The organism is Primorskyibacter flagellatus (assembly GCF_048268605.1).
GTDB lineage: Bacteria > Pseudomonadota > Alphaproteobacteria > Rhodobacterales > Rhodobacteraceae > Primorskyibacter > Primorskyibacter flagellatus.
On record NZ_JBLWVF010000001.1, the window covers coordinates 672,852 to 681,491 of the forward strand.

The 8,640-nt window shown below is 60.4% G+C and carries 9 protein-coding genes; 2 read left to right on the forward strand and 7 right to left on the reverse strand.

Going from position 1 to position 8,640, the window contains the following annotated elements; all coding sequences use genetic code 11:
- The first annotated feature begins 129 nt into the window (after positions 1 to 129).
- A complete protein-coding gene (locus ACN0WV_RS03195) occupies positions 130 to 1,308 on the forward strand; it encodes a metallophosphoesterase family protein (protein WP_417603792.1) in 1,179 nt (392 codons plus the stop codon).
- Positions 1,305 to 4,712: an AAA family ATPase gene (locus ACN0WV_RS03200; protein WP_417603794.1), complete on the forward strand. Its 3,408-nt coding sequence runs from the start codon at positions 1,305 to 1,307 to the stop codon at positions 4,710 to 4,712. The genes ACN0WV_RS03195 and ACN0WV_RS03200 overlap by 4 nt, the downstream gene beginning before the upstream one ends.
- 28 nt (positions 4,713 to 4,740) lie before the next feature.
- Here ACN0WV_RS03200 and ACN0WV_RS03205 read toward each other — a convergent pair whose 3' ends face one another.
- The 7 genes from ACN0WV_RS03205 to ACN0WV_RS03235 form a co-directional block, all read right to left on the reverse strand.
- The gene (locus tag ACN0WV_RS03205) at positions 4,741 to 5,007 is read right to left on the reverse strand and encodes a hypothetical protein (protein ID WP_417603796.1); all 267 of its coding nucleotides are present in this window, start codon (positions 5,005 to 5,007) and stop codon (positions 4,741 to 4,743) included.
- Positions 5,008 to 5,198: 191 nt separating this feature from the next.
- Positions 5,199 to 5,696 (reverse strand): DUF2285 domain-containing protein, encoded by a 498-nt coding sequence (locus ACN0WV_RS03210; RefSeq protein WP_417603798.1) that lies wholly within the window; start codon positions 5,694 to 5,696, stop codon positions 5,199 to 5,201.
- Positions 5,596 to 5,967: a transcriptional regulator domain-containing protein gene (locus tag ACN0WV_RS03215; RefSeq protein ID WP_417603800.1), complete on the reverse strand. Its 372-nt coding sequence runs from the start codon at positions 5,965 to 5,967 to the stop codon at positions 5,596 to 5,598. Before ACN0WV_RS03215 ends, ACN0WV_RS03210 begins: the two co-directional genes overlap by 101 nt.
- 104 nt (positions 5,968 to 6,071) lie before the next feature.
- A complete protein-coding gene (locus ACN0WV_RS03220) occupies positions 6,072 to 6,353 on the reverse strand; it encodes a DNA -binding domain-containing protein (protein ID WP_417603802.1) in 282 nt (93 codons plus the stop codon).
- A gap of 82 nt (positions 6,354 to 6,435) precedes the next feature.
- A complete protein-coding gene (locus ACN0WV_RS03225) occupies positions 6,436 to 6,690 on the reverse strand; it encodes a helix-turn-helix domain-containing protein (RefSeq protein WP_417603804.1) in 255 nt (84 codons plus the stop codon).
- 261 nt (positions 6,691 to 6,951) lie between these two features.
- On the reverse strand, positions 6,952 to 7,353 hold the full coding sequence (locus tag ACN0WV_RS03230; RefSeq protein WP_234145871.1) for a single-stranded DNA-binding protein: 402 nt from the start codon (positions 7,351 to 7,353) through the stop codon (positions 6,952 to 6,954).
- 557 nt (positions 7,354 to 7,910) lie between these two features.
- Positions 7,911 to 8,327: a hypothetical protein gene (locus ACN0WV_RS03235; RefSeq protein WP_417603805.1), complete on the reverse strand. Its 417-nt coding sequence runs from the start codon at positions 8,325 to 8,327 to the stop codon at positions 7,911 to 7,913.
- Positions 8,328 to 8,640: the final 313 nt, after the last annotated feature.

Below are 8,640 nucleotides of genomic sequence, written 5' to 3' on the forward strand. Positions count from 1 at the left end.
TGATGTCTGCAATAATATGGCCAAACGCGGAAACTCACGTCGAGAAAAAGCGACATCAAGGGAAACGACTGGTAAGTGATTGTATTAATGCACAAGCCGCTTCTTTCGCGGGAATACGGATAGAATTAAATGCGCCTTCTTGTTTCAGCTGACATTCACCTTGGTTCACCAATTCGATCCGTTGCGCTGCGCAACCCCGATCTTGGCGAGCGTTTGAAACAGGCCAGCCGCGACACCTTCGTCAACATCGTAGATATGACGATTTCGGAACAGATTGATGCATTGGTTCTGGCGGGCGACATCTTTGACAATGGTTACCCGGACCTGAAATCCCGCGCCTTCCTGATTGCGCAGTTGGCGCGTGCCTCGGACGCTGGCGTGCCCACAGTGCTAATCAGGGGAAACCACGATGCGCTGTTAGATCACAAGGCACATGGAGACTTGGGGCCTAACATCCACCTGCTGCACAAAGGCGCACCCACGGTCGAAATCGGCGATACTGCGTTCCATGGTCTGTCATTCGATGCGGCGCATGTGACGAAGAGCTTTCTGCCCGAGTATCCGCAGCCAGTGCCGGACAAGCGCAACGTCGGGCTGATGCATACATCGCTCGACGGCGCGCCCGGTCATGATCCTTATGCTCCTTGCTCCGAACGGGACCTGATGGCGCATGGCTTCGACCTCTGGTGTCTCGGGCACATTCATGCACCATTTGAGCGGCTTGACGGACCGGTCTTGGCTATCATGCCCGGCATACCGCAGCCGCGTCACTTTGGTGAGAGCAAGGGTGGCACGGTCACCTTGGTGTCCTTGGGCGACGGCAGCCCGGAATTCGACCGCCGCGCCATTGGCCGCCTTGGCTTCTCCGAATGTTCGTTAGACTTGAGCGCCTGTTCTGATCAACAGGAGGTTCTGCGAAATCTGCGCGACACGTTTTTGGCCGTGCAAGTGCCGGGCCGCGATATAGCGGTTCGTCTGCAAGTCACCTCGGATAGACACGGCGCGGACCTTGTGACGGAACTGGCGACAGAAGTGCTGGACAGCATTGACGGCGTGTTCCTCGACAAGGTCAAATGCGCCCCGCTGCCCAGCAAACTCGGGGCCGAGACTGACGATCTGGTTCGTCTTATGCGGGATGAGTTGGCCGAGGAAGGCTTTCGACAGGCCGCCCTGCAAGAGCTCGAAGAACTGCGTCTCGCCATGCCGTCCGAAATCATGGACGAGTTGGATGATGACAGTCTGGATGCGCTTCTTGAGGAAGCGATTGCCGAGGTCTCACTGACAATGCACGCGGGGGCCTCGAAATGAGGCTGAACCGGTTGGACCTGATCCGCTATGGGCGTTTTAAAGACGCCCACATTACTTTCCCAAAACCAACCGAGGGCGTGCCCGACGTGACGGTGATCTTTGGCCGGAATGAAGCCGGCAAATCCACCGCGTTCAACGCATTTCTGGAGTTGCTTTTCGGTTTCAAGGGTGGTGCGCATCCCTATGCCTTCCGGTTTGATCGAAGTGATCTTGTGGTGGGGACTGAGCTTGATTTGCCTGGGCGTGGGCCCGTGGTCTTGCGCCGCAACAGCAAGAGGACCCAATCGCTCTTGGACGCGAATGACCGCCCAATAAACGAGGCGATCCTATCAGGTGCTTTGCACGGCCTGACGCGAGATACCTATGAGGAACGGTTCTCACTCAACGAGAAGGGTTTACGCGAAGGCGGCGAACGGATTGCCGGAGCGCAGGGGGACCTTGGCCAACTTCTGCATGCGGGTCTCTCCGGGCTGACAGGCATGGCTCAAACGCTGGACTCGTTGGCAGAGCGGGCCGACCGATTCTATAAGAAACGTGGCCGGGGCACAGCGTTGAAGACCGGCAGCGATCGCCTGAAGGAGATTGGCCGCGAATTGCGAGCTGATCGTTTGACGACTGATCGAGAGCGCGCCCTTCGTCATGATCGCGACCGGACATCAGCCGAGTTCGAAACTGCCGATGCCGAGCTCAAATTGGCTAATCAAAGACAAGCTGCGTCGAAAGCTGCGGCGGTCTGGTACGACCGTACCGAGAAGATAACGCAACTGACAGAGGCCTTGGCCAATTTCCCGGACGGCCCTAACCTCCTTCACGATGCGGCAGAGCGTGTTGCAGGCCTTGTCGAAAAACTCGCAGCTCGGGTAATCCGGATCAAGGAGGCAGAGGAAGAGATCGCCAAACAAGATCAGATTATCGCAGACCATCCGGCCGACACGCTGGCCCAGCCTTTGGCGGCAGAGTTGGAGCGGCTTGATCAACTGTCTATCGATGGAGCGCCGATGATGGGGCGGGCCAGCACCGCGCATGCTGATCTGGACCGTCGCCGCGAAGAGCGGGAGAAACTCGGAAAAAAGATCTCTGAAGCTCTGGGGCTTCTCCAGGTGCCAGATGCGCTGGCATCCACAATTGCATTGGAGCAAAGCGATCTTGAGGGGCTCGAGACTGCGGTGCAGGACTGCTTGACCTCGAGTCTTTCAGCCGACGCCGCACGGAAGGCCGTCGAAGCAGCTCGCGCCCAACAAGGCGAACCGCCCACCGAACCGCAAGATCTGACTGCGCTGCGTGCCGCCTTCGATAAGTGGAAGACTGTGGCGGATGTCTCCGCCGCCGAGGCAAGCCAAAACCAAGCTTTGGCGCGCCTGACGAAAGTTATCGCTGACCTGCCAAGTACTTGGAAAGACCGTGTTGAGGCAGGCTTGCCTGCGCCGGAAACGCTCGGTGAAGTCAGTCGCGAATGGGCGACTCTGACCGCAGATCTTGCATCGGCTCGTGCAGACCTTGACGCCCGCGCAGCAGAAGTGGCCGAGGCGCGAGCAGATCTCTCCATGCAGGAGGACGCACCCGATACCGTTGATATCGTAAAGACCGAAGAGACCCGGCGTCAGCGTGACATCAAATGGCAGCAGCATCGGGGCAAACTTACGATCGAGACAGCCGATCACTTCGAAGCGGCAATGTACGCTGATGACGGCGCCCGTGCACATTATCTGACCGGGGCCGAGGCCCGGCAGCGGCTGATGGCAGCACAAGTGCAAGTGCGGAGCGCCGAAGCCCGGCATGAAACCGCAAAGACCCGTCACGACGATTTGATTGCGCAGCGTGACCGCCTGACGGAGCGCAGTTCCGGATTGGCACATGCACTGGGATTGGAGGACGGCGCGCATCCCTCCGCCTTCAGCGCGCGCCAACAGGCTCTGAGAACAGCGGCAGACGCTGCTGCCGATCTGTCCAATGCTGAAAAGGCGCTGCACGATCGTCTTGCCTATCGGGACGCGGCTCGCAATGCGTTGGCTGATGCAGCGCGACCCCTCGGGCTTGGATCTGCAAAGAGCGATCTGCCCAATGAGGTACAACGCGCATTGACGCTGGAAGAGGGCGATCGCAAGGCGTGGGCCAAATGGCAGGATGGCAAGAAGACCATCGCCGAATTGGACAAGAGCGCGGAGCAATGTCTCAGCGACTTCGAAAAGGCGCAGGAAAAGCTCGACCAGTTAACGGCGTCGCTGCCTTTGCCGGATCGTTCGATCCAAGCAATCCGTTCGGCCTTGCCGCAGCTGCGCAGCTTACATCGGCTCCATAGCGATCATCAAAGGCTCTCGGATCGGATCGAGGCCTTGGAGCAGGCGATTGCCGCGCTTGCAGATGGCGCGCAGCGTTTGGCTCAAATCATGGATGGTCCCGAGGACGAAACAAATATCGACCCTATCCTAATTGTCGACCGTGCACGTTCGCGCGTATCGCTGGCAACGCGGGCAGACGAAAAACGTGCCGAGGCCACCTCGAGAAGGGACGAAACCGAAAAGTTGAAACGCCGCACAGAGACCGAGCGTCGGGATGCCAACGATGAATTGGACGCTTGTTTCGAGGGGCAAGGCGGGCAAGACCTCGCACCGCGCGAGCGTATCGCAAAGCTGGTTGAACGTGATCGTCTGCGAACGGAAAGAGCAACAACGGACCATGATCGTCAGAAGGCCCGTGTTGGCGTCGAAGATGTCCTCTTTGTCGAGGAACTGGCCCAGATGCCTGACGCCACGCGCGCGCCAGAGCTGGAACAAGCGCTGCAAGACGCACAGCTCGCCCGCGACACCGCCCGCGACGCACAAATCGAGGCTCATCGTTTGTACCGTGAAGCCTTTGAGGCCGCCGACCGCAGCGATCTCGCGACAGAACAGGCAACATTGCTCGAAGAATTGCGGAGTGGCGCACGTCAGGCTGCGGTGGCTCGGCTCGGAGTGCTGGCGGCACGCGGGGCGTTGCGTCGGCTAGCGGCAGAGCGGCGCAGCAGCATGTTGCGTGACGTCGAAGAGGCCTTTGTGGCTATGACTGCCCCCGCCTGGACAGGAGTCGATGTCTGGACCCAGGCCGAAGGCGAAAAGCTCGTCGGTATCCGGCCTGACGGTGGCACCGTTCCTGTGGAACAGATGTCAACGGGTACGATGGGTCAATTGTACTTTGCGCTGCGCCTTGCTGGATATCGAAGCTTTGCGCGCGAACCCGGGCCGCTGCCGATGATCCTGGATGACATCATGGAAACCTTCGACGATACGCGCGCCCGGGCGGCGCTGAAGCTTTGCGCGGAGATCGGTGGGAACGGACAGGCAATTCTCTTCACTCATCACGCCCATCTGGTCGAATTGGCAAGAGACAGCATCAAGGGGGTGGCTGTTGTGAACATGCCGGACTGACGACCGTCAATGCGCCGGTCAGGCGCCCTTACCGGCGAAACGGAATGACGTTTTCATCACCCCTGACGAATGCAACCGGGCCTTCCTTCTGGATGGTTGCCAGCGCTTCCTCGAATGCAGCCCTGTCATCGTCGAACAGATCGTCCCAAACGATGGAGGTGCCGTCCTCGGTCACCACTTCGAGTGACCAGCCTTCGCCGCCTTCCAGCTTGTAGATGTCCACCTTGAACGGGACGTTTTCGACAATGACCCGTTGTGAAGCGCTTGAGATGACCAGATTGGGTTCGGGTTCCATTTGCAGACCTTGCCTTGTTTTTTGCATCCTAGACGCCTCAGGGATTGTTGCCAATGCCGGCGATTCGCACTCTGTTGCGCGCTTGCACGAAAGCGAGAAGTGACATCAGCGCCGGTTTCACAAAAGCTGCTGCAAGATGTTTCGGCTTGCGCTGCGGGTGACCAAGCACACAAGGAGTTCTGGTCCGGATGTCATCGACGCACACTCCTCGACCGCAGCAGCGCGCGATACCCGCCGTCAACCATCTTTCGCGCGTCGCGCAGCAAGGCCATGACCGCGAAGCGCTCCGGCGCGCTTTGCCACTCGTCCCGGCTGACCCGGGGTAGCCGAAAGACCACTTCGGCTATCTCGCGCTGCGACGCTCCGGCCATGCGGCCGTCATATGCCTGCAACATGCGCCTGGCGCGCAGTCGCTTCTGGCGGGTGAGGCGTTTGTCGGTAGGAATCGCTCTGCCGTTCAGCTGTGCGAGCAACCTGTAGATGGCATCGAGACGTGCGAAGCTTTCTTGATCGAGAGGGACGATCGCCACAAGTGCCTTGGCGTCAGGATCCTCTTGAACAATCTGGAGGCGACGTTGCCCACCGGCGTCAAGAAGATGGTGGAGGCCGTCTTGGGCGTTTCTGGTTGTCCCTGTGGGCAGGATCGTCGGTGAGGCCACGTTGTTCAGGACTTCCGGAACCTTCTGCAACACGACCACCGACGGATCGAGCCGGGGGTCCCAGAGCGCGCAAGCCTTTGGAGCTGGAAGCTTTGGATCGGCCGCGAAATCGTAACCCCCATTTGTCGAGGAGCGCTTGCTTCAGAGACGCGTCGTCCGGTGCGGCCTTGGAGAGGGTCGCGTAGTCCTTTGCGTAGTGCTTGTTTCGGCGCAGCCATTCCCATGCCAGATCAGATGCGCCAAGGCGCTCGACGTAGTCGTAATCGGCCGTGGAACGCCAGCCGGACCGATCCGACGGCATGACAAATCCCGTTCGCCAACATCTCTGAAACGCTGGAAACTATACACGTATTGATTGAGTTTCAGGAGTCCGGCCCAGCCGGTATCGGCGGGTTTCGGCGTGACTCAGCCGTTCGGGCCGTCGTCCCCCTGCCGAAGCAGTTCCCGATAGCCGTGCTCCGTCATCCAACGGGCTCGCGCGAGGTGACTATCATAGACGCCCCTGCAGCGCTGGGGTTCCGCTTTCGGATCAAGACCGAAGAGGATTTCGACCACTTCCCGCCAATCAGCACCTTCCTCGGCAGCATCGAACAGGCGGAGGTATAGGACCATGTGTGAACGATCGTACTTGGTCAGCGTGTCGCTGTCCGGTGGCGCATCCAGAAATGTCGTCTCGCCCTGTGCCATGTACCTACAGGATCGCAGAAACGACCCCCCTCCCGAAGTTGCCTTTTCGTACAGGCGCACCACCAAAACCTGCGCCAACTGGTTACGATGACTTGGCCTTTTCCGCCTTGGTCACATCGATCAAGACGCCTTCACCCTTGTCCGAACGCAGAAAGGTGATGCCCGCATCCTCGAACACCCGGCGCACCTGATCCTCTGTCGACTCGTAGACACGAAGATCCTTCTCGGACTCGAGCCTTTTCAGTGCGGTCAGTGATACCAGGGCCTTATCGGCTAGCTCCTGCTGCGTCCATCCCAGCAATGCGCGCGCGGCCCGTGATTGTCGGGCGGTGATCATGATGATCACCTCCCACCCAGCCATTCACACATGCCAGAACTACGACTATTTTAGTCGCATTCCCGGTGGCTTGCCAGTCTTCATCACTGTCAGCGAGCGTTTCGGGCGCGGGATCCCGTGGGGGCTGACCGAAGCGCGACTCACTGCCTATCCGGCCGCTGCGCGCGGCGGGATGTCGCCGAATGATACGAATTGTGATCGGGGGCGGACAGAGCCATCGGAGAAACCCGGCGGCTTGCGCCGCCGGGTTTCATTGCGGGGTCAGGACTGGTCGTCCTCATCGTCGATGAAGGAGGGCTCCTCATCCTCGGCCTGCTTGGCCTTGGTCAGGAAGTCGACCGTCTCGGCGATGATCTCGCAGCCGTAGCGGTCGACCCCGGCGGCGTCGGTCCACTTGGTGTAGTGGATGCGGCCGCGGACCAGGAGCTTCATCCCCTTCTCGCAATACTGCTGGACCGTTTTGCCGAGGCCGTTGAAGCAGGTGATGCGGTGCCATTCGGTGTCCTGGACGCGGTAGCCGTTCTCGTCGCGGACGACCCGGCCTTCGGAATAACGCGGGCGGGAAGTGGCAAGGGTGAAGGAGGTGATCGAGGTGCCGCCCTGGGTGGTGCGGGTCTCGGGGGTCTGGCCGATGTTGCCGGCGAGGATGACGATGTTCTGCATGATATGTCTCCGTTGCTTCATCCGGAGGGACCGTCCCTCCGATGAGGCCCGTCAAAGACCGCTGGACGTGGCCTGCACGGACGCCCCCGGCGTCCGCCTGACCCCCAAAGGCGGGACGTGGCGCGGGCAGGCGTGGCACACGCCAACACGGGTCCCGCCGCGCGGGGTTGCCGGCCTCGGACGGACGGGCTTAGGGGATCAATCAGGAGGAGGGACAGGTCTTTTCGGAGGAGCGGGGACGGGAACCAAGTGCAAAACCATCATCCTCGCTCAAGGCAACCACAGACCGCAGATCGCGCAACCAACGGCGATGACACTCTCACATACCCTGATTCCTGCCACCATTGCGCGTATCCGAAGGTCAAAGACCGCGGGCAGACCCAAGCGCATCCGGCACCGTTCGCCGCGTCACCTGCTACAAGAGTTCGACGCGTAAGAGGCCCTGCCACGAGAGAGGGATGTTTTTGGGCCTCGGCCTGCGCGCACCCAAGGACCGCCGAAGCACAGGTCAGAACCGCCCCTGCGACGACACGACGAGGTTCGACGGCAACCAAGATCTACGGGTCAAGAAGCCCCTGCCCCAACGCATTGAGGTTGATCATCGCCGCAACCGCGACGACCGCGCCGCAGCCGCTGCAGAGAAGCGTCAGCATGACACCCGGCTCGAGCGCATGTTTCGCGACGCCATGGGCCAACGCGTAGCCGGCCACGGCGGCGGGCACCGCAAAGAGGCCGAGCGCCCCGAGGCGGAGGAACGGGTTCCTAGCAAAGCCGAGAATGGCAATGACGAACGCGACAGAGAGCGCCGCCGCCGCCAAGCCGGCAAGGAAGGACAGGCCGAAACCGGCACCGCCACCATGAACCTGCAGGAACGCGGCGATCCCGGCCATGACCGGCAGTGCGAAGATCGCGAAGCGAAAGGCCAGCAGGCCAAGAGCGATGGACAGAGAAATAGCCAGAAGAACAAGCGACATGGACGCCTCCAGGGGTCGGTGACTGTGGGGTTCACGACAGGCTGCCCGAATGTGCGCACCGCCTGCGACTATGCTGCTTCGCCGGTTCTGCTGTTTGGATTATGCCCCAATTCCATGTGCTGCCCAAGCCGAGCATCATACAGAAGCGGACCTTCGCGCATGATCCAGCCAAGGACGGCAGTGCGGACAAAGCGCCATTTTGCTGCGGCTGCGCAAATGGCTGCTTTAGGCCTGGCGCACCAATAGAACATTGCAGCAGGACACGTCGGTTAATCCGTATAGCTTCGGCAGGCATCGACCCCTACGGCTGTCG